This is a genomic window from Shewanella sp. SP2S2-6, from assembly GCF_031931965.1.
Lineage (GTDB): Bacteria > Pseudomonadota > Gammaproteobacteria > Enterobacterales > Shewanellaceae > Shewanella > Shewanella baltica.
Genome location: NZ_JAUOEQ010000007.1, coordinates 132,957 through 153,061 on the forward strand (window position 1 = coordinate 132,957; position 20,105 = coordinate 153,061).

Here is a 20,105-nt window from a genome sequence, read left to right on the forward strand (position 1 = left end):
GCTGGATTATAGAAGATTGATTAAGACTGTAGACTATTTAGCAACAAACATAGTAGGCATATCGCATGCAGTCATCAAACAAGTTTATGGTCATTATGCCACTGGCAGCCCTGTTTTCGGGGGCTTTGCTGGCTCTGATGATCAAACTGAACAGCCAATTAGCACTCTATAGCTCACCACTGATGGCATCATGGATTGCACATGGTGTGGGTATTTTAACTGTACTACTAATGTTAACTGCCCTAGGGGTGTGGCACAGATTCACAAGGAAGCAAGTTGTTAGTTCTCAAATCAGCCGAAGTTTGCAGCTATTGCCTTGGTGGGCGTATTTAGGTGGGCTCCCTGGAGCACTGACAGTTGTACTTGCGGCAATGTCAGTCAATAGTGACTTAGCGCTGGCGGGCACTCTGGCTTTAATGCTAGTTGGGCAATTGGTTTTTAGTTGTTTGTGCGACCGTTTGGGTTACTTGGGGATGGTAAAGCGACATATTCCAGTTGCTGAAATCGCAGCCATGGTCATGATCAGTTTGGGCGCCATATTGGTGATTTTTAGCAGATACTAGCTTAAGTTTAGGAGCTCTATCCCATGGCACTTTTTATTGCTATCGCCTTACTGAATGGCGGTTTAATCACTTTGAGTCGCATCTTAAATGGCATGCAGGCTCGGCGAATAGGCGCGTTAATGGCGTCACTTTGTAATCATGTGGTCGGTTTTGTGTTATTAAGCTTATTGATATATCTACAAGCTACTGATGATGCTCTTATTAAGCCGCCATTCTATGTTTATTGGGGCGGTATTATCGGCGCTGTATTTGTGGCGATAAATAGTTGGGTATTGCCACAACTTGGCGCGATGTATTGCTCGTTATTAGTGATTTGTGGGCAAATGCTGACCGGAGTTGTGATTGATGGCATGTTACATGGCATTAGCTATATAGCTTGGTTTGGGGTTCTGGTGATGTTAGCGGGTATTGGTTTGTTACATTTAATCAAACAGCGTTCATCAAGCTAAAACAGCGTGATCAATCGATTTCGAGTAGACTTGCAAAGCTGATTTTTTAGTTTTGTACTCGGTTGAGTAGCAAGGCATTATGAGTTTTTTTGTTTTAATAGGAGTGGTACGTTGTCCTCTAATCTTTTTCTTCCATCGACAATCCCCTATTCATGGATTTTGTTTGACGCCGATGAAACCCTATTTTATTTTGATGCCTTAAAAGGGCTTAAGTTGATGTTTAGTGAGTTTGGGGTCGATTTTACCCAAGCCGATTTTGACGAGTATCAGTTAGTTAACAAACCGCTTTGGGTCGATTATCAAGATGGCAAGATAACTGCCGCCGAGTTGCAGACCATACGTTTCGAGCCTTGGGCAGCCAAATTATCTGTCACGGCCATGACGCTCAATAGTGCCTTTTTATCAGCAATGGCCGAAATTTGTTCGCCACTACCCGGTGCCCGTGAGTTATTAGCCGCGCTGCAAGGTAAAGCTAAACTAGGCATCATCACCAACGGTTTCACTGAGCTGCAAACCGTGCGATTAGAGCGTACAGGCTTGCAGCATCATTTTGATATTTTAGTGATTTCAGAAAAAGTCGGCATAGCCAAACCCGATGTGGGTATCTTCGAGCACGCCTTCGAACTCATGGGTCATCCTGAGCGCGAGACTGTGCTCATGGTCGGTGATAACCCGCATTCAGATATCCAAGGCGGCATCAATGCTGGTATTCATACATGCTGGTATAACGTCCACGGCCACGACGTACCTACCGGTATCACCCCGCACTATCAAGTGAGCTCGCACCAAGAGCTATATAGTTTATTGTTCGGGTAAGTCAACAGGCACTCAGCTTATGCTGTGAAGTCACTTAGCGAGTCAGCACTTCACGGATCTTACTTGCTTTATTTTTACCTATACCACCCACTTGCATCAATGCCTCTTCAGATGCTGTTACGACTGCCTCGACACTGGCGAAATGGCATAAAAGTTTATTGGCGAGTTTAGGGCCTACCTCGGGTAGGCTTTGCAAGATGAATAATTGCTGATTTTTCTTGCGTTTGGGCTTACGTCCCGTGAGGGTTAATTCATGTTCTCTACGGTTTAACTGAGTGGCGCAAAAATACAGAATTTTGGCTGTTTCAGTTTGCGATAAACTGCGCAGTATTGGGATGTGGAAATTGATTGAAATCGAGCACAACGCCCCGATTAACGCTTCTCTGCGTATCTGGTAACATGCGATATCTTGTGTATAACCTTCGATAAGCAGGGCGGTATGATTTGGGCTCTGGGCTAATCTGGCCACCTGTGAGAATAGGCGCCCATCGCATAATGATTGCACGAGATCGGGCAACGTTTTACGTTCAATCAGCCAACCATTGAGTTGATAATCACCCAATTTTAGGCGTTTTTTGATGAGTGAGAGATCTTCGTGCAGTGACAGCTCATAGATGATTTTTTCTGCATGTTCTCTATCGTCATAAAAGAGAGGGATTTTAGCCGCTGCCAATTTTAACCTCAACCGAGTGACATATTCAGGATTGTTTATGAGTGTAGTCAGGCTGAACAACAAGCACAAAAGTTGTCTTCAGCTTTCTGAGTCGCCTAGTTAAAATTTAGTTATACCTATATCTGTTCGTTTGGCCTGCTGCATTAAGACAGCGCTAGAAAATCAATGTGAGTTAGCTATGAGTGAATATCAGTATTATCGATTCGAATGTGTTAACAGTAGCTTGTCGGTCCCGCAGCGGAATAGATTAAGGAATATTTCTAGCCGAGCAGAGATCACTAGCCACTCCTTTTGTGTTCAATATCATTACGGTGATTTAAGTGCCGATCCAGAAGCCTTAATGATGGATTTTTTTGATATTGGCTTTTATTACACCAATTGGGGGCAAGTGAATGCGTATCTTAAATTGCCAGCAGGTACAATCCCCAGTGATTTCAAGGCAATAAATGTTGAGTATTATGTGTCTCTTGTCGAAAATGAACAGAACCAATTACTGATATTTTCTTTAGAGGAAGACGATAACTACCGTGACGATGAAGATGCGGAAGCCTTTATATTTGATTTGGCGGCGCTAAGGACGGAGTTATTGGCGGGGGATTATCGCGTCTTGTATTTTCATTGGCTAAGCCAAGCCAACGATGATATGGCCTTAGAGCCCTTGCCGCTTATAGCCTTTGATTTTCACCAGTTAACCCAGGCGCAATTGGCATTTACCACACTCTTTGACATCCCTTTACCATCGATACGTGCTTTACATCTTTTGCTGCAGTCAATGCCTGCACATGTTCCTCAAACCACTGTATTAACGGCACAGCAGCAGGTGGCTAAGCTAACGGATGCCGAGAAGGACGCGTTGCTTTGTCGCTTATTTGATGAAGGGAAAATATTTGCGGCGGATGCGTATGCGCTCCTCAGAACGCAAGAAACACCAATAGAGTACTCCCACTGGGTAACCGTTGCATCGTTGCATCCATTCTGGCATGTAGCAGAAAAAGAAGTGATGCAAGAAGATCGCATGGCTGAGGCCGAGCGTCTTGCCCGTGAGACGTTATTGCGTAATGAACATCTTGAAGCGGTTTATAAAGCGCATCAAAGCCATTGGGATAGTGCTTTTGAGGAGGCGGCTCGTGGGTGTGCCAGTGGCTATGATAATGCCAGCCGTACCTTGCAAGTGTTGTTTGATGCTTATCAACTAAAACAATCTTCCAGCGAGTTTAAACAAAATTTTGATGTTTTTATTAGCAATAATAAACAGCGTAAAGCACTGATTAAGCGGTTAGAGCCACTACAGAAAATTGTGCTATCGCTTTGATTTAGTTTTTTCAATTCACATAGCTATGGCGCTGTGAACGAGTGATGTGTTTTGCTTTATTAAAAGTGAATTAGATTGAGTTACCCAAATAAAAACCCTGATAAATCAGGGTTTTTATTTATTAGATTGCAGTTAAACACGACAACACACTATTCAACATTTGGAGCTAAATGTCGGTTCTGCATTTCAATTAAATTCAGCACTCCTTGGCAATGACTCCCCCATTTCTTTTGTCTTTTTTATGGTCAGGCTACCCGCCGTAGCGGGTTGAACTATATTTAACTCCTATAGCGTGTGAATGTTTTTTAACGGTTTAAGCGTGTAAATCTTGATTTACCTGCTTCAGCGTGTACAGTAAGAGTTAAGAACAGTTTAAAGGTAAAGCGATCATGAAGGTGACCAACGCAAAGCAGTTGAGTACGTATCTAAAAGATGCGCGGCTGAACGCGCAGCTCTCGCAAAGTAAGGTGGCGAGCAAGGTAGGTATTCGCCAGGATACCGTTTCTAGCTTTGAGTTGAACCCGGATTCGACCAAATTAGAAACGCTGTTTAAGATCCTTTCTGCATTAAACCTAGAGCTAGATATAAAGGTTCGGAATCCACAGCTGGTTGATGAGCGCCGCCATGATAGCGCCACAGTGCCTGAGCAAGAATGGAAGGAGGAGTGGTAATGGCAGTGCTTGATGTTTATATGAATGGCTACCTTGTGGGTGAATTGACCAAATCATCCACAGGCTCTCATCAGTTTGCGTATGCCCAGCAGTGGCTAGCGATATCCGGCAGTCGCCCAATTTCTTTGTCTATGCCGCTACGCAAGCAAGCCTATAAAGGTGATGAAGTTTATAACTTCTTCGATAATTTGCTACCTGACAATCACGACGTGAGAAACAGGGTCGTTGCTCGTCATAATGCTGATTCGACACAAGCGTTTGACTTACTCGCTAAAATTGGTCAAGACAGTGTGGGTGCATTACAGCTTGTCCCCCATGGTCAGCTCCCCTTTGATACCAAAAAGATTGAGTCTAAACCGCTATCCGATAAGCAGTTGGAAAATGTACTCAAGGGTTATCAGTCCAATATCCCCTTAGGCATGCTAGCCGATGACGATGACTTTAGGATTTCTATTGCCGGTGCCCAAGAAAAGACGGCATTACTTAAACTCAACGGAGAGTGGCGATTACCTATCAAATCGACACCCACTACCCATATCATTAAGCTGCCCATAGGTGAAATAAACAGCCACTCCCACAGCATAGATATGTCTGACAGTGTCGAGAATGAATACCTGTGCATGATGATAGTCAGAGAGTTTGGCTTAGATGCACCCCAGTGCTCAATAATCAAAGTGGGTGATATTAAAGCGCTTGCTGTGGAGCGATTCGATCGCAGGCTCTCTTCAGATGGCACATGGATTATGCGGCTGCCCCAAGAAGACTTTTGTCAGACATTAAATATCCCACCAGCGAAGAAATATGAGAGCCATGGTGGCCCGGGTATTGAACAAATTATGCCTTATCTATTGGGTTCGATGAACTCGGAGCGCGACAGATATAACTTCATCAAGTCTCAGGTTTTGTTTTGGCTTTTAGCCGCAACCGATGGTCATGCTAAAAACTTCTCACTCTTCATCGAGGCCGATGGCGGATATCGACTAACGCCTTTTTACGATATTTTATCCATGTACCCCGTCATTGGTGGTAAAGGTCTAAATATTCGTGATGCCAAGCTCGCTATGGGCCTCAAAGCGGCTAAGGGTAAGAAGTATCAAATCAATCAAATTTTTCCACGGCACTTTATCCTAACAGCCAAAGCTGTGGGCTTTGATACTGGGATTATGATGGAGATGATGCGCGACATTGCTGACAAGGTAGAGGCTGTGGTTGTTAAGGTTAAAGCGCAGCTGCCAGATGATTTTCCACCACACATACAGGATTCAATATTGAACGGTTTAACTGACAGAATTAAGCGCATAGCTTAGAAACGGTAATGGTTAGGTGACATTAATCGTATCGACTCAAGCCGTTTCAATTTTTACTCCAGTTTTAAATCAGTTGTATGTGTCGATTAATTGCTGCTTTGTAAACATGTTCGCAATACATGTCGATTGAATCGACATCAGCCACAACTTAATTATGCTAATTTTCTGTACCCATTTTCATCTTGTTGAAGCAAACACTGTGGCTTGGACAAGGTGTTAAATTAATACACGACATCATATAAGTTGTATGCACAGGTATGGCATGTATCGCTATTAAACATGTGGCCAATATTCTTCATCTTTTTGCAATTTATGGATTTTCTTCACTGATTGATACTGTTTGAGCTCTTCAGGTGTCAAAAATCGTTTTGTTTCAGTCTCCAACTCGATGAGTGGCGTATTCGCACATAGCTCTACAGAGTCCAATAAGCCAAAAGGTTTGAATCTCGGGGCATGGGGTCCACCATAGCAAAAAAGTGACGCGATATTGTTAGGGGTGACTAAATCAATAAAACGGTAAGTCCATTCAGGATTGCCGATAAAGTGGATGGCATTTTGCTCTAAAAGCGATTCAATCGTAGGTATGGTATTTAGTTCCATTACAAATCCTTGTGTATTAAAGCACTGTATAGCGTCCGATTTTGAGCATTTCAAAAGCACTTTTAACAGGTTTTTCCTCTGTGCCATAAAATACAAAAAGCCCTTACATTAAGGGCTTTTTGGTCTCTAAAATGTGTTTACTATCATTACTCAACGTTTTGGATCTGCTCGCGCATTTGCTCGATGAGAACTTTAAGTTCCACTGCGGCTGAGGTGATCTCAGTGCTGATGGATTTAGAGGCGAGCGTGTTCGATTCGCGGTTAAATTCTTGCATCATAAAATCTAAACGGCGACCTTCGCTGCCGCCTTTTTTGAGGATGCGGCGGGCTTCGGCCACATGGGCTTCGAGGCGATCCATTTCTTCGGCTACATCTTGTTTCTGTGCCAGTAGCACCATTTCTTGCTCGATGCGGGCTGGGTCGAGTTCACCTTTGATTTCTGCAAGGCGGTTGGTGAGCTTTTCGCGTTGATATAGCATCACAGTAGGCATGTGCTCGCGTACGACGGCGATTTGCTCGCTCACGCCATCTAAGCGGCTTAGCAGCATGTCTTTGATGGCTTCGCCTTCACGGCCACGGGCTTCGATGAATTGATCTATGGCTGAATCGAAGGCTGTCATCAGATCGGCGCCGATGGCATCCATATCTTGTTCACCGCTCGCTAGTACGCCCGGCCAGCGTAGGATGTCGGTCAGATTTACATCGCCTTGTCCCGCTTCTTGCTTGAGCCAAGTGGCGGCGCCCAATAGCTGTTTGGCCAGCGCTTGATTCAATTGCAGCTCGTTATTGCTGTTGTCTGTCAATTCGTAGCGCAGATTGACTTCAACTTTGCCGCGGCTTAAGCGTTTACGTAGGCGGTCGCGCAGTACGGGTTCGAAACTGCGGAATTGCTCGGGTAAACGTAGGTAAGTTTCGAGATAACGTTGATTGACTGAGCGAATTTCCCAAGAGGCAGTGCCCCATTGTGCTTTGTGCTCGATACGAGCGTAGGCTGTCATGCTTTGGATCATGGGTTGTCCTAATGGTTTAATCGTCATAATGAGAGGCGATTATAGAGTCAATGGCTTTAGGATTAAAGGCATACAGCGAATAGGGACACGGATTAGGCGTTTGAGTGTGATGAGTTTGCCAGAGAATCACCCTAAGCATGGCATCCTAAGGCTCAAGCCCTTATAATATGCAGCCAAAATCGGTCAATGACTCAGAATACAGGAATCTCGCATGCGTCCAAGTAACAGAACGCCAGCACAAACTCGTCCCATCACTATCACTCGCCAGTTTACGGCCCATGCCGAAGGTTCTGTGTTAGTGGAATTTGGCGAAACGAAAGTGCTTTGTACCGCCAGTTTTACTGAAGGTGTGCCACGTTTCCTTAAAGGTCAGGGTCAAGGCTGGGTGACGGCGGAATACGGCATGTTGCCACGTTCGACCCATAGCCGTATGGATCGTGAAGCCGCTCGCGGTAAGCAATCTGGCCGTACGCAAGAAATTCAACGTCTTATCGGTCGTGCTCTGCGCGCTTGTGTGGATATGAAAGCTCTAGGCGAAAACACTATCGTGATCGATTGTGATGTGATCCAAGCTGACGGTGGCACGCGCACTGCTTCTATCACTGGCGCTTGTGTGGCCTTAGTAGATGCGCTGAACTGGGCACGTGGTAAAGGTATCATTAAATCTAACCCGCTGAAATTCCTTATCGCTGCAGTCAGCGTCGGTATTTACAAGGGGGAAGCGATCAGCGATCTAGAATATATCGAAGACAGCGCCGCTGAAACTGACATGAACGTGGTGATGACGGAAACGGGCAAGATCATCGAAATTCAAGGCACCGCCGAAGGCGAGCCGTTCAGCCACGAAGAATTACTCGAACTGTTGGCATTGGCGAAGAACAGTATTCGTGAAATCGTCGATGTGCAGAAAGCCGCACTGAACTAATAGTGTGGTGATGAAAAAGCCCCGTCATGTTACAGAGTGCGGGGCTTTTTATTAGCTGCAACTTTTTATCTGCAGCAAGATGCTAGTGTTAGACAAGCCCTGTACCGAATTAAATGTTGCCCAATAAAACATTACCTAATAAAAACCAATAAAATACAGAGTCGTAAGGAGATATTGTGAAAGCCTATCAACGTGAGTTTATTGAATTTGCCCTAGAACGTCAGGTGTTGCGATTTGGCGAATTTACCCTTAAATCGGGTCGTATCAGTCCTTATTTCTTCAATGCGGGTTTGTTCAATACTGGCCGTGATTTAGCGCGTTTAGGCCGTTTCTATGCTGCTGCGTTAGTGGATTCAGGCATTGATTACGATTTGCTGTTTGGTCCAGCTTACAAAGGCATTCCGATTGCGACCACTACGGCGGTTGCCCTGTGTGAACACCACGATATCGATATTCCTTACTGCTTTAACCGCAAAGAGAAAAAAGATCACGGCGAAGGTGGCAGCTTAGTTGGTAGCGAGCTGAAAGGCCGCGTTATGTTGGTAGACGACGTGATCACCGCAGGTACGGCAATTCGTGAGTCGATGGAAATCATCGAAGCCCATAAAGCTCAATTAGCGGGCGTATTGATTGCCTTAGACAGGCAAGAGAAAGGCAAGGGCGAGTTATCTGCTATTCAAGAGGTTGAGCGTGATTTTGGCTGCGGCATAGTGGCGATCATTAAACTTGCCGACCTCATTAGCTATTTATCAGAAAAGCCTGGAATGGAAGTGCAACTTGCCGCCGTGAGCCAGTACCGCGAGCAATACGGCATTTAAGTGAAATCAGTTAATCAGCCAGCATTGATCTTAGCTAGGTTGAGAAAGGTTTGATTGAGTGGGTATGAAAACAAAAAACGCTGCGATTCTATAGAAGGAATCGCAGCGTTTTTTATTGAGCTGTATTGATTGCTATTGATTTAGGCACGTTTTAAATAGCGTTAAGTTTCAATACATTTATTTAGACTGGTGCAAAAACTCGGCGCGGGTCGCAGGGTTAGATTTGAAAATGCCGCCCAGCGCTGTGGTAGTGGTCGAACTGGTTGAGTCCATCACGCCACGGGATTTTACGCAGTAATGCACTGCATCCATTTTAACCGCCACGTCTTTGGTTTCGAGCAAGGTTTGTAGCGCGACTAACACTTGCTGAGTCAAACGCTCTTGCACCTGTGGACGTTGGGCAAAGAAACGCACGATGCGATTAATCTTTGATAAACCAATGATTTTTTTGCGTGGTAGATAAGCTATTGTCGCAGTGCCATCGATCGTCACTAAATGGTGTTCGCAGGTACTGGTGAGGCTAATGTCCTGCACTCGCACCATTTCATCGAAGCCCATCTTATTGTCGATAACCGTGATCTTAGGGAAGTTCGCATAATCTAAGCCGGAGAAGATTTCATCGACGTACATTTTAGCAATGCGGCGCGGCGTATCGGCAAGGCTATCGTCTGACAGATCCAATGACATTAATGTCAGGATTTCTTTCATATGATGTTCAATCTTGTCTTTACGTTCTTCACTGCTGTAAACGCTTGGGAGCATTGGGGTTTCAAGCCCACGTTCTAATAACGCGGCTTGTACTTTTACTGCTGCTTCACTTAATGCCATCTTATCCTCCACTACGTCGTAGCGGCTATAACAGAAAACCTATGCTGAGCATCGAGTGGTACTTGGGCTGTTCAGCATCAGATACAAATTATTGTTATTCTCGCTAGGGCAAGAATAGGGGGAGGAGGATAGCGCGAATTGCAGATAATTCATACCGAAAAACACTCATGGGCCACATGAAAAAGCCGATAGTCCTTATCGGATATCGGCTTTAAATCAGCCACTGCCAATCGAGTGTAGACTGGCAGTGACGGTAAGTTTGAGTCAATCCTAAAGTTTTAGATTAGTTTTTAGGAAGCTGAGCATTTGTTCATAATATTTCGCTCTATGCTCATCGTTATAAAAACCGTGCCCTTCATTGTCCATTACCAGTTTTTGGTAAGGATAATTGTGAGCTTTTAGGCCCTTCTCGAGGGATTCGAGTTGCTCAATTGGCGCTCGCTCATCTTCACCACCATGCACCAATAGTATGTTTGCTTTGAGTTTATCGACGTTTTCAGAAGGAGACATTGCTTTTAGTACCGCTTTATCTTGGCCAAGCACATCCTTGAGATAGCTAGTGCCTGAGCGCCTACTGGCAACATCGCCTTCATCAAACATCAGTTCAAGATCATATACGCCAGCTACACCTATGGCGCATTTAAACATATCAGGAGCAAGTACGGCGCTTTGTAAGGCGCTGTAACCACCAAAACTGCCGCCAACAATACAGATGTGTTCCTTATCGGCGAAACCTTGATCAATGACATATTGGGTGCCGTCGATGATATCGTATTGAATTTCTGAACCCCATTTTTGATAACCAGCGCGCTCAAATTGATCGCCATATCCACCCGAGCCACGGAAGTTGACCTGAAGAACGGCTATACCTTGGCTCGCTAGATATTGGTTTTGCGGGTCAAAGCCCCACCAGTCACGAATACCGTGTGGACCACCGTGTGGATTGACGACTAAGGGCAGATTTTTAGCTTCTTTACCAAAGGGTAGAGTTAGATATCCATGGAGTTGTTTACCATCACGACTGGTGAAACTGATGGGCTTTACCTCAGCCATTTGTTCTGGGTCGAGCCATTTCTTTGCGGCGGCTAAGTATTCAAGTTTCAGTTTTTTCGTATCAAATATGTAGTAATCACCAGGATTACGATCATTAAATGCAAGTACAACGAGTTTTTCTGCATCTCGGGTTTCGCTAACAATTCGTACTTGATGGCCAGGGAGAGCACCAAGCAGATCTTTTAGCAATTTCGCGTGTGTATCCTCATTATCGACGAAGGCATAACTTGGGTAGCCATTTTCAAACTCGACGGCGTAAAGTTGTTTATTGGTGCCGTTAATCCAAAAGTTGCTAGGGTCAACATTTTCATCCTGAATGATTTCAGTTTTATCACCCGTTTCGAGATTAATTTTATACACCCCTAAGGTTTCACCTTGGGAGCGACCTGCGGCATAAATCGTATTTTTATCATCGGTAAAGGAGAGTGGTTTAAAATCAGCAAGACCTAGATTGAGTTTATCGGTATTTACCCAGTTACCGTCTTTACGGTAGAACACTTTAGTGATGTTTTTATTGTCCTCTCCGGCAACGAAGCGAACTTCCCCTTGATGGTCTGTCATAAAGCGGGCTTGGCCGATGGGTGAGCCTGTGATGCGCTTACGAACCCCAGTAAATAGGTCTACTCGATATACATCTTGTGATAGTTCAAAGTCAAGATTGATCCTATCGTTCCATGGAATAGCGTTAACTAGCATGTAGCGCTCATCATCCGGCAGAGGATCGAGAATAAATGCTGTGGCATTTATTGCAGTATTTTTCTTAATATTTGAACCTGTTTGTTGCTCGCCACTCTCGAAGCCAAATAGATAAGCCTTTCGTGAACCATCGGCATTTATGGCTAATAATTCTCCGTAGTACTGAGGAACATCTCTCCAGCCTTTTAGGTATTCTTTTGCCAGTACCAGTCGCTCACTATTGGCCCATTCATAGTCGCCGACTTGAGCATTACTGGGAAAACGTATCGCATTGAGGAGTTTTTTGGTTTGGGTGTCTAAGACTAAGAGAACGTTTTTACCCTCGACACTCGTGATTGCACTTAAGTATTTGCCAGTAGGAGATATTTTAACATTTGAATATTCATCACCTTTACTGAACTGTTGTGCTAGCAACACGGTATTGCTTGCAGTGGTATCGGCCGCAAAAGTGTTTAGGGGCAGCATAGGCAAGCAAAGCGTAACCAAAGTGGCTAATTGGAAGGGTTTCATCTGACATCCTTGTAAAATCATTGTGTTTTTTGTTCTGAAAATGTTTTTCGAGGATAAAACAAAAGAGGTAGTGAAACAAGGAAGGAATATAGAAAAAAAGGACAGTAGTTACCGTCCTTTATGTTGAAAAATCATTAGCTTTGTAGAAGTTGGTGCTGGATAAAACGCCACTGTTCATCGAAGTGTGTGGTAGGTTTGAGTTTGAATTCACTTCGTACAAATTGAGCGATTCGCCCTTCGGCAAAGGCTAACAGTAAATTGGCTAATATGGCTTCGTCTAAGTTGAAGCCTTTGCCTTCCCGCAGGGTTTTTTCCCGTAGTATTTGCTTCAACTGGGTTTCAATTTTGGCAAATAAATTACTAATGCGGCTGCGCAGACGCTCGTTTTCTCCGAGCAGCGCATCACCATTGAGTACGCGGGAAATACCTGGGTTACGCTCGGCAAAGATCAGTAACAGTTGCAGCACCAGTTGGCAGCGCTTCATGGTGTCTTTTTCGTCATCCATGATTAAATTGATGCGCGACAATAACGACTCTTCGATAAATTCGATTAAGCCTTCGAACATCCGTGCTTTACTCGGGAAGTGACGGTATAGGGCGGCTTCCGATACACCGACTTCTGAGGCCAGTTTCGCTGTGGTGATCCTTTGTCCTGGGTTGGTTTCTAGCATTTGCGCTAGGCATTGCAAAATATGTTCACGACGATTAATTTTTGGGCTTACAGCCATTGCAGTATCCTTGGCTCAATAACGACTTAGGGGATTATTTAGTGCCTGAATGGCCAAATCCGCCTTCACCACGATCTGAGCTGTCGAACTCATCAACGAGTTTGAATTGTGCTTGTACTACAGGAACAAACACCAGTTGTGCGAGACGATCGCCAATTTCTAAGGCAAAAGGACTGTCGCTACGATTCCAGCAAGACACCATTAAGGGTCCTTGGTAATCTGAATCGATGAGTCCGACCAGATTCCCCAGTACGATACCGTGTTTATGGCCAAGACCTGAGCGCGGCAAAATCACTGCAGCCAGTCCTTGATCGGCAACATGAATGGCAATCCCCGTTGGAATAAGCACGGTTTCACCCGGTGCTATAGTCAAAGTCGTGTCGATCATGGCACGAAGATCCATGCCTGCACTGCCAGGTGTAGCGTAGGCAGGTAAAGGAAATTCTGAGCCGATACGGGAGTCGAGAATTTTTAATTCAATCGGTGTTTTCATGTATTTGTTTTTTCTTTCACTATCAACGAAAGTAATTGCCGTGCCAGCGTGAGTTTGTCAGTGGCAGGCAAGTCTTGACTGCCGTGCGGCCAGAACACGCGCAGGGCATTGGCATCGGCATTAAAGCCTAGACCAGCAACGGAAACGTCGTTTGCGGCGATCATATTCAAGTTTTTACGTTTGAGTTTATCGCGCGCATAGGCTTCTACATCATGGGTTTCTGCGGCGAATCCCACCACAAAAGGACGGTTAGGTAAGCTCGCAACCGTGGCTAAGATATCAGGATTCCTCACCAGCGCAAGTTGCATTTCTTCTGCCGATTTTTTGATCTTACAGGTGGCTATGTCGCTAATGCGATAGTCAGCTACTGCGGCGCAGCCAATAAAAATATCTTTTTTATCAACGTTATCCATCACAGCGTCAAGCATATTTTGCGCCGATTCAACATCAATGCGGGTCACGCCTTCTGGGGTGCTTAGATTCACTGGACCAGAGACTAAGGTGACTGTTGCGCCCATATCTGCCGCGGCTTTGGCTAAGGCAAAGCCCATTTTTCCAGAACTGTGATTCGAAATGTATCTGACGGGATCAATTGCCTCACGGGTTGGCCCTGCGGTAATCAGTACTGACTGGCCTGCAAGAGGCAGCGCAGAGACTTCTTTTGTTGCAAAAAAAACACTGGCTAGCTCGGCAATTTCTAGCGGTTCGAGCATGCGTCCAGGACCCACTTCACCACAGGCCTGACTGCCACTTGCAGGTCCCCAAAGGGTAAAGCCGCGGGATGCCAGACTGGTTAAATTCGCCTGCGTCGCCAGATTACGGTACATCTGCTGATTCATTGCCGGACACAGGGCAATTGGCGCCTCAGTGGCAAGACACGTGGTGGTGATCAGCTCATCGGCCATGCCAGCATTAATCCGCGCCAATAGGTTTGCGGTTGCAGGGGCGATGATGACGAGATCTGCCCAACGAGCGAGTTCTATGTGGCCCATGGCTGCTTCTGCCGCAGGATCGAGCAGGCTTGAGGCAACGGGATGTCCAGATAACGCTTGCAGCGTCAAAGGCGTGATAAATTCCATCGCACTTTGGCTCATCACCACGCGCACATCAAAGCCACGCTCTTTTAAGCGACGGACTAAATCAGCACTTTTATAGGCCGCAATACCGCCACCAATGCCCAGCAGGACGTTTTTATTTGTCAGACTCACAGACATCATCCGAGATAGAAATAATGCCGCCAACAATATCACAAAGCGGTGAATTTTAGTGACTCTCCCAGTTCAAAAAATCTCGTCCATACTCAGTAAAGTGAAAATATGTGAGATGACAGGGAGGTCGCATGGGCATTAAAGATTGGCCTGAGGGGGAAGGTCCCAGAGATAAACTGTTACAAAAAGGGGCGGGGCAACTGTCGGATGCGGAGTTATTGGCGGTATTACTGCGGAACGGTTTGGCGGGATTAAACGCGGTTGATCTTGCAAGGTCTCTTATTAGCGAGTTTGGTGGCCTCAGAAACCTGCTTTGTGCTCCTCGAAATCAGGTATGTCGACTTCCGGGCGTAGGACCTGTAAAATACGCCCAGCTTCAAGCTGCGGCCGAATTAGCGCGGCGTGTAGCGCAGGAAAATCTGCAAAGAGGTCAAGTTTTAACAAATCCCGATTTAACTCGGGACTATTTAATGCGACAATTGGCCGATCGCTCCTATGAAGTGTTCGCAGTTTTACTGCTGGATAGCCAGCATAGAGTGATTCAATTTGTCGAATTATTCCGCGGTACAATAGACTCAGCCTCAGTGTACCCACGTGAAGTGGTGAGCTTAGTGCTGGAGAAAAAGGCCGCAGCAGTTATAGTTTGTCATAATCATCCGTCTGGTATTGCCGAGCCCAGTCAGGCTGACCGACGAATAACTGAGCGATTAAAAAATGCGTTAGCAACCATAGACGTATCCTTATTGGACCATATGGTTGTAGGTGATCGAGAGATAGTTTCTTTTGCAGAACGAGGCTGGATTAATTAATCTAACACTTGATCTTCACTCTGTGATCGTGTATAAAATGCGCCCTCTTTGTGCCTCGGGCGACGGCCATACGAGGCACATTAATGCTCGAGCGTTAAAATTGTTTTTGGAGAAGATTGACATGTCAAGAGTATGCCAAGTTACTGGCAAGAAGCCGATGGTTGGTAACAACCGTTCGCACGCAAAAAACGCGACCCGTCGTCGTTTTTTACCTAACCTACAAAACCACCGTTTTTGGTTAGAAGAAGAAAAGCGTTTCGTACAGTTACGTGTATCTACTAAAGGTATTCGTCTGATCGACAAAAAAGGTATCGAAGTTGTTGTTGCTGAACTTCGTGCTCGTGGCGAGAAGGTATAATAGATCATGGCTAAAGCTAAAGGTAATCGTGAGAAGATCAAATTAGTTTCTACAGCTAAAACTGGTCACTTCTACACAACTGAAAAAAACAAGCGTAACATGCCTGAAAAAATGGAAATCAAAAAATTTGATCCAGTTATTCGTCAGCACGTTATCTACAAAGAAGCAAAAATCAAGTAATCCTTGGTTAGTGTTTCGAGAAAAGCCCCTTATTTAAGGGGCTTTTTTTTGCGCTTTTTTTAGTAGTTAGTCATCAAGTTGAGATAATTGCCTCGCAAACTTAAGCCGCTGAATCATCCCCTGTGAAGTTAAAAAAGTGTGAACACTTGCTGAAAATATAAAATAGTGCGGTTCTAAGCACTTTAAATCATTAAAACTGCACTTTAGTGAGAATAAATTCTTTATATGTGAATTAAAATGCAATACCATACGCGAAAGTTAGCGATTCATTCCTGGCATGTCATCGTGACGCTGCCAGCTCAAAAATGAGGTGTAAATAACGCGTGCGTACCACTGAACTGGTTGATGGATTTCGTCACTCTGCCCCCTATGTTAATGCTCACAGAGGTAAAACTTTTGTGGTCATGCTGGGTGGTGAAGCTTTGGCTCAGAATCACTTCCGCGCCATCTTAAATGATGTCGCCCTGCTGCACAGTTTAGGGATTAAAGTGGTGTTGGTGTATGGCGCTAGGCCGCAGATTGATGCTGCATTAGCAGTCAACGGTATCGAACCTGCCTACCACGAAGGCGTGCGTATTACGGATGAAGACTCGCTCAAAGTGATCAAGCAAGTTGCGGGTGCACTGCAATTTGATATCACAGCGCGTTTATCCATGAGTTTAAGCAATACGCCGATGCAAGGTGCGCAAATTAACTTAGTGAGCGGCAACTTTGTGATTGCCCAGCCATTAGGCGTGGATAATGGCATCGATTTTTGCTTAAGCGGCAGAGTGCGTCGTATCGATGTGCAAGGCTTAAAACGTCAGTTAGATAATCACTGCATCGTGTTGATGGGGCCGATTGCGGCTTCTGTGACCGGTGAAAGCTTTAATTTAACCGCCGAGGAAATCGCGACCCAAGTGGCGATAAAGCTCAAAGCCGACAAGATGATCGGTTTTAGCTCACAGAACGGTATTCTCGATCGCAATGGCGACGTGATTGCCGAATTGATGCCAAACGATGCGCAAAACATCATGAGCAAGCTGGCCGAGCAAGGTTCTGCCTGCGTTGGCACTATGGCTTTTTTGAAAGCCAGTATCGATGCTTGCCGCAATGGCGTACCGCGTTGTCACTTAGTCAGCTACCTCGAAGATGGCGCCTTGTTGCAGGAACTATTTTCTCGCGAAGGGATAGGTACGCAAATCGTGACTGAGAGTGCCGAGCGTTTACGCTGTGCGTCGATCGCAGATATTGGCGGTGTACTGAACCTTATTCGTCCATTGGAGGAACAAGGCATTCTGGTGCGTCGTAGCCGTGAGCAGCTCGAGATCGAAATCGAACAGTTCATGTTGATTGAACGCGATGGTTTAGTGATTGGTTGCGCTGCACTCTATCCTTTTGAAGAGGACAATGCGGGCGAGTTTGCCTGTTTGGTGGTGCATCCCGATTATCGCGATGCCGACAGAGGCAGTTTGCTGCTAAAGAACATAATCAATCAGGCCAGAAACCGCGGCTATTCACGCTTGTTTGCGCTGACAACTCGCAGTATCCACTGGTTCCTAGAGCATGGTTTTGTAATTGAAGATGTTGAAGCGCTGCCACAGAAGAAAAAGCAGTTGTATAACTATCAACGTCGTTCAAAAATTCTCGCGCTCGATCTCTAAGCCGTTCTAACTCAATCTAATCAATGCCAGCCTAGTACTCGTATTAGCGCTGGCATTTCTATTGACATAATATGTCTTTGTTGGCAGATTAAGGCTTCACTGCACGGGAGATGCTGCCAATGAGTCCTCAATACTTCGAACTCGCCCCTTTCACCCAGACCTCTATCTTCAGTTTTATCGTCTTATTGCTCGGTTTAGCGGGTATCTTGCTGATGTTATGGCTAAAAAATATGCCTAAGATAGCGAAGTCGGCGAGTTTAGGCATATTGCTGGTGATGATGGGCGGATTTTCATGGGTTTTTTATCAATCCAATAGTGCCGAATTAGTGTTAACCGATACTGAGCTCACAGTGGATGTGCCCTTCTATAAAGTGCAGTTATCCCGCGTAGATTTATTGCCCGCCGAGGCGCGGATAGTCGATTTGCAGCAAGAGGCTGATTTAACGCCGAGCTTTAAAACCAACGGCATAGGCATGCCAGGGTTTCAATTAGGCTGGTTTAATTTGCAGGGAAAAGGTAGAGCATTTCTGGCGATAACAGATAAATCGCAGTTAGTGTTAGTGCCAACGACTAAAGGCTACAGTTTATTACTGACAGTGCCGCAAGGAAGTGAATTTTTAGCACAGTTACAGAAGTCATCATCACTTCTGTAACTGTGTATCGGCGTGATAATAATCACGCCGCTTTGCGTTTATAGGCCATGTCTAAGGTAAAGACTAACAGGGCACTCCAGATAAAACCGAAGGTCACGCCTTTTTCTGCATCGAAGGGCTCATTAAACAGACTCACTGCTAGGATGAACATGATACTTGGGCCGATATATTGGAAAAATCCAAGCATAGACAATGGGATCCGTACCGCCGCCCCTGCAAAACAGAGTAAAGGAATCGTGGTCACTATTCCTGCTGCCATTAACATCAGATTCAGTTGCCAATCGTTTGTCAGCATGCTTGCTGTCGCTGTGTCTAAGGTCGCGACTAGGTAAATTAGCGCGACCGGTAATAACACTGCGGTTTCGACCAATAAACCGGCCTTAGCATCCACATTGACCTTTTTTCGCAGCAGTGCATAGAAACCAAAGGTGCCCGCGAGTGCCAGTGAGACAATTGGAATAGAGCCAAAAGAGATTAATTGGATCAACACACCAGCACTGGCGAGTGCGACCGCAAACCATTGCAGCTTACGTAACCTTTCGCCTAGAAATAACATACCAAGCAAGACGTTGAGCAGAGGGTTAATAAAGTAACCTAGGCTGGCATCGAGCATGTGATCGTTATTCACCGCCCAGATAAATAGCAGCCAGTTTCCCGCGATCAGTATGGAAGTAATGGTGAGAACCATCAGCTGTTTAGGTTGTTTAAACAGTAAGCGTAAGCGTGAGAACCCGCCGATAAACTGCATGATGATCAGCATAAACACGAATGACCAAATCACCCGATGGAGCAAAATTTCGGTGGCAGAGACATGGTTGAGTAATTTGAAATATAAAGGCGCAAAACCCCACATACAGTAAGCACTGACGGCGAGTAGGATCCCTTTGCGGTATTCAAGATCTTGCATGAGACATCTTCGAAGGACAACAAGACGGCGATTGTAGGTGTGTCTGACCGCTGACTCAAGGGCATCGCCGCGTTCTTTTGGTTACAGAATATCTCGATAAGAGATTGAATGGCCGATCAACGCCAGTAAACATCTTACTAATCAAGATGTTTACTGGCGTTGAACTTTAAGACGGTAAATGAGTTATCTGCGGTGAAGCGGCTAGCCCACCATATAAGTGCCTGTCCCAAAAGCGATATGCGTGCCTTGTTCATTATGCAGTTCCATGCGGCATACAGACACTCGATTGCCCGCACGAATGACACTACCCGTGCCAGTAAAGATTTGGCCACGGCCTGGTCTAAGATAATCAATGCGCATATCAATCGTCCCTAGGGTTTGCAGGCGTTGCTGCAGCTCTTCGACCGTCCAATCATCACGACTGGCGACCAGTCCTGCAAAGGCCGTGAGTCCGCCAACCACATCGAGTACCGTTGCTGTCACACCGCCGTGGAGGATTTGTTGGTGAATGTTGCCAATCAGCTCAGGCTTCATGTTAATCACCACTTCGACGCCATCAATGTCGTAACGTTTGATATCAAGTCCGAGTAGATTATGAAAAGGAACATGTTGATCAAATACTGCTGCGACTCTTCTCAAAGCTTCGGCTTGGATTGGGCTGGTCATTTTTGGGTCCTTGTCACTGAGTGACTGCATTAGGCGTAATTGGATTTGTTATCAACACTGAGATAAACAAAGTGCGGCTTAGAGCAATTAATCTACAGTGAAGCTCACCGCGAATGCAACTCTGTCGCTGAAATGACGACACAGTTTCGGCAGTTTTTAAAGTATTTTACCCCGCGTTCGTTATTTTTGGCTTAGCCCACTAGGGTTAAAATAGCTGCAATTGTGGTGA

General features: G+C 45.4%; 23 protein-coding genes. 13 read left to right on the top strand and 10 right to left on the bottom strand.

Annotated elements, in window-relative coordinates; all coding sequences use genetic code 11:
• Positions 1 to 65: 65 nt before the first annotated feature.
• The 3 genes from Q4Q57_RS07870 (at position 66) to yjjG (ending at position 1,828) form a co-directional block, all read left to right on the top strand.
• Positions 66 to 563, top strand: coding sequence for a DMT family transporter (locus tag Q4Q57_RS07870; RefSeq protein WP_311890483.1), 498 nt, complete (start codon positions 66 to 68; stop codon positions 561 to 563).
• Positions 564 to 586: 23 nt separating this feature from the next.
• Positions 587 to 1,012: a DMT family transporter gene (locus tag Q4Q57_RS07875; RefSeq protein WP_311890484.1), complete on the top strand. Its 426-nt coding sequence runs from the start codon at positions 587 to 589 to the stop codon at positions 1,010 to 1,012.
• Positions 1,013 to 1,123: 111 nt separating this feature from the next.
• Complete coding sequence (yjjG, locus tag Q4Q57_RS07880; RefSeq protein WP_311890485.1) at positions 1,124 to 1,828, top strand: pyrimidine 5'-nucleotidase; 705 nt, start codon at positions 1,124 to 1,126, stop codon at positions 1,826 to 1,828.
• A 34-nt stretch (positions 1,829 to 1,862) separates the two neighbouring features.
• On the opposite strand, the gene Q4Q57_RS07885 is transcribed toward yjjG, so the two are convergent.
• A complete protein-coding gene (locus Q4Q57_RS07885) occupies positions 1,863 to 2,501 on the bottom strand; it encodes an ERCC4 domain-containing protein (RefSeq protein ID WP_220777523.1) in 639 nt (212 codons plus the stop codon).
• A 178-nt stretch (positions 2,502 to 2,679) separates the two neighbouring features.
• Here Q4Q57_RS07885 and Q4Q57_RS07890 point away from each other — a divergent pair, with 178 nt between their 5' ends.
• From Q4Q57_RS07890 to Q4Q57_RS07900, 3 genes are all read left to right on the top strand, one after another.
• Entirely contained in the window at positions 2,680 to 3,813 is a 1,134-nt protein-coding gene (locus Q4Q57_RS07890; RefSeq protein WP_311890486.1) for a hypothetical protein, read from the top strand.
• Between the two features lie 389 nt (positions 3,814 to 4,202).
• Positions 4,203 to 4,484 (top strand): helix-turn-helix domain-containing protein, encoded by a 282-nt coding sequence (locus Q4Q57_RS07895; RefSeq protein WP_311890487.1) that lies wholly within the window; start codon positions 4,203 to 4,205, stop codon positions 4,482 to 4,484.
• Positions 4,484 to 5,791 carry a type II toxin-antitoxin system HipA family toxin gene (locus Q4Q57_RS07900; RefSeq protein ID WP_311890488.1) on the top strand — a complete coding sequence of 436 codons (1,308 nt, stop codon included), beginning with the start codon at positions 4,484 to 4,486 and terminating at the stop codon, positions 5,789 to 5,791. The genes Q4Q57_RS07895 and Q4Q57_RS07900 overlap by 1 nt, the downstream gene beginning before the upstream one ends.
• A gap of 273 nt (positions 5,792 to 6,064) precedes the next feature.
• On the opposite strand, the gene Q4Q57_RS07905 is transcribed toward Q4Q57_RS07900, so the two are convergent.
• Entirely contained in the window at positions 6,065 to 6,391 is a 327-nt protein-coding gene (locus Q4Q57_RS07905) for a hypothetical protein (RefSeq protein WP_311890489.1), read from the bottom strand.
• Positions 6,392 to 6,537: 146 nt separating this feature from the next.
• A complete protein-coding gene (locus Q4Q57_RS07910) occupies positions 6,538 to 7,401 on the bottom strand; it encodes a YicC/YloC family endoribonuclease (RefSeq protein ID WP_311890490.1) in 864 nt (287 codons plus the stop codon).
• Between the two features lie 211 nt (positions 7,402 to 7,612).
• On the opposite strand from Q4Q57_RS07910, the gene rph reads away from it, so the two are divergent.
• Entirely contained in the window at positions 7,613 to 8,326 is a 714-nt protein-coding gene (gene rph, locus Q4Q57_RS07915) for a ribonuclease PH (protein ID WP_006079862.1), read from the top strand.
• A gap of 176 nt (positions 8,327 to 8,502) precedes the next feature.
• Positions 8,503 to 9,144 carry an orotate phosphoribosyltransferase gene (gene pyrE, locus Q4Q57_RS07920; protein WP_006079863.1) on the top strand — a complete coding sequence of 214 codons (642 nt, stop codon included), beginning with the start codon at positions 8,503 to 8,505 and terminating at the stop codon, positions 9,142 to 9,144.
• 177 nt (positions 9,145 to 9,321) lie between these two features.
• On the opposite strand, the gene folE is transcribed toward pyrE, so the two are convergent.
• From folE to coaBC, 5 genes are all read right to left on the bottom strand, one after another.
• Entirely contained in the window at positions 9,322 to 9,972 is a 651-nt protein-coding gene (folE, locus tag Q4Q57_RS07925; RefSeq protein ID WP_006079864.1) for a GTP cyclohydrolase I FolE, read from the bottom strand.
• 270 nt (positions 9,973 to 10,242) lie between these two features.
• A complete protein-coding gene (locus Q4Q57_RS07930) occupies positions 10,243 to 12,231 on the bottom strand; it encodes a S9 family peptidase (RefSeq protein ID WP_311890491.1) in 1,989 nt (662 codons plus the stop codon).
• Positions 12,232 to 12,365: 134 nt separating this feature from the next.
• Positions 12,366 to 12,959: a nucleoid occlusion factor SlmA gene (gene slmA / locus Q4Q57_RS07935; protein ID WP_006079866.1), complete on the bottom strand. Its 594-nt coding sequence runs from the start codon at positions 12,957 to 12,959 to the stop codon at positions 12,366 to 12,368.
• A gap of 34 nt (positions 12,960 to 12,993) precedes the next feature.
• Positions 12,994 to 13,452, bottom strand: a complete 459-nt coding sequence (gene dut / locus Q4Q57_RS07940; protein ID WP_006079867.1) for a dUTP diphosphatase — start codon at positions 13,450 to 13,452, stop codon at positions 12,994 to 12,996.
• Positions 13,449 to 14,669: a bifunctional phosphopantothenoylcysteine decarboxylase/phosphopantothenate--cysteine ligase CoaBC gene (coaBC, locus tag Q4Q57_RS07945; protein WP_259511945.1), complete on the bottom strand. Its 1,221-nt coding sequence runs from the start codon at positions 14,667 to 14,669 to the stop codon at positions 13,449 to 13,451. Before coaBC ends, dut begins: the two co-directional genes overlap by 4 nt.
• Before the next feature lie 122 nt (positions 14,670 to 14,791).
• Here coaBC and radC point away from each other — a divergent pair, with 122 nt between their 5' ends.
• The 5 genes from radC (at position 14,792) to Q4Q57_RS07970 (ending at position 18,303) form a co-directional block, all read left to right on the top strand.
• Positions 14,792 to 15,469: a RadC family protein gene (gene radC / locus Q4Q57_RS07950; RefSeq protein ID WP_006079869.1), complete on the top strand. Its 678-nt coding sequence runs from the start codon at positions 14,792 to 14,794 to the stop codon at positions 15,467 to 15,469.
• 121 nt (positions 15,470 to 15,590) lie between these two features.
• Complete coding sequence (gene rpmB / locus Q4Q57_RS07955) at positions 15,591 to 15,827, top strand: 50S ribosomal protein L28 (protein ID WP_006079870.1); 237 nt, start codon at positions 15,591 to 15,593, stop codon at positions 15,825 to 15,827.
• 6 nt (positions 15,828 to 15,833) lie between these two features.
• A complete protein-coding gene (rpmG, locus tag Q4Q57_RS07960; protein ID WP_006079871.1) occupies positions 15,834 to 16,007 on the top strand; it encodes a 50S ribosomal protein L33 in 174 nt (57 codons plus the stop codon).
• Positions 16,008 to 16,330: 323 nt separating this feature from the next.
• On the top strand, positions 16,331 to 17,650 hold the full coding sequence (gene argA / locus Q4Q57_RS07965) for an amino-acid N-acetyltransferase (RefSeq protein WP_006079872.1): 1,320 nt from the start codon (positions 16,331 to 16,333) through the stop codon (positions 17,648 to 17,650).
• 119 nt (positions 17,651 to 17,769) lie between these two features.
• Positions 17,770 to 18,303, top strand: coding sequence for a PH domain-containing protein (locus tag Q4Q57_RS07970; RefSeq protein ID WP_259484161.1), 534 nt, complete (start codon positions 17,770 to 17,772; stop codon positions 18,301 to 18,303).
• Positions 18,304 to 18,325: 22 nt separating this feature from the next.
• Here the strand turns inward: Q4Q57_RS07970 and rarD are convergent, their stop codons facing one another.
• Together rarD and Q4Q57_RS07980 are read right to left on the bottom strand one after the other, a co-directional pair.
• A complete protein-coding gene (gene rarD, locus Q4Q57_RS07975; RefSeq protein ID WP_006079874.1) occupies positions 18,326 to 19,210 on the bottom strand; it encodes an EamA family transporter RarD in 885 nt (294 codons plus the stop codon).
• 201 nt (positions 19,211 to 19,411) lie between these two features.
• Positions 19,412 to 19,876 carry a thioesterase family protein gene (locus Q4Q57_RS07980; protein ID WP_106648332.1) on the bottom strand — a complete coding sequence of 155 codons (465 nt, stop codon included), beginning with the start codon at positions 19,874 to 19,876 and terminating at the stop codon, positions 19,412 to 19,414.
• Positions 19,877 to 20,105: the final 229 nt, after the last annotated feature.